The organism is Pseudomonas sp. 51_B (genome assembly GCF_017491595.1).
In the GTDB taxonomy this organism is placed as follows: domain Bacteria; phylum Pseudomonadota; class Gammaproteobacteria; order Pseudomonadales; family Pseudomonadaceae; genus Aquipseudomonas; species Aquipseudomonas promysalinigenes.
The window spans coordinates 1-648 of record NZ_JAFGYW010000093.1 but is presented as its reverse complement, the minus strand read 5'-3'; the positions used below and the strand labels follow the sequence as shown (position 1 = coordinate 648).

Sequence of the window (648 nt, the reverse complement as noted above, 5' to 3'; positions counted from 1 at the left end):
GTAGTGCCGGCCATTGCGGTGTTCATCATCAAAATCCGCAATACAGCCGCTGAGCAATACGGCGGCGGTCACAGTGAGCAGCATGGTTGTCGCTTGCTTCATTCAACACTTCCCTAAAACCCAAGGTCTTGACGACGGAAATCGCCACGCTGCCCGCGTCTTCGGGACGCAGTGCGCGCAGCCGCAGATACGACCGGGCAAAAGCGCGTTGATTCAGTGGCCACTATCGACCGTTTGTCGGCTCGTCCGTCGCAGCCGAACAGCGGCGTAACGCCACCTATACTGCTTGCAACCTACCCCCATGCAATGGATCTGCGCCCTCAATAACAATAAGCAGAGGTGGATCATGGTCTGGCAGCAAATCTACGACCCGTTCGGCAACCCGGTACTCTCCACGCTGATGGCCGCAGTGCCGGTGGTGGTGATGCTCGCGGCGCTGGCGTTCTTTCACGTCAAGGCGCATCTGGCGGCGTTGTTGGCGCTGGCGTCGGCCCTGCTGATCTCGATTTTCGCCTTCGACATGCCGGCGGGCATGGCCGGTTCGGCGGCGTTGTTCGGCGCGGCGAATGGCTTGCTGCCGATCGGCTGGATCGTGCTCAACATCATTTTTCTGCATCGCCTGACCACCGAGAACGGTTCGTTCAAAGT

The 648-nt window shown here is 59.6% G+C and carries 1 protein-coding gene; it reads left to right on the top strand.

All coding sequences use genetic code 11. The features are described 5' to 3' along the window. Positions 1-346 precede the first annotated feature (346 nt). Positions 347-648 (top strand): L-lactate permease (locus tag J5M56_RS23800; protein ID WP_207937919.1); only part of this gene is annotated, 302 nt, incomplete at its 3' end.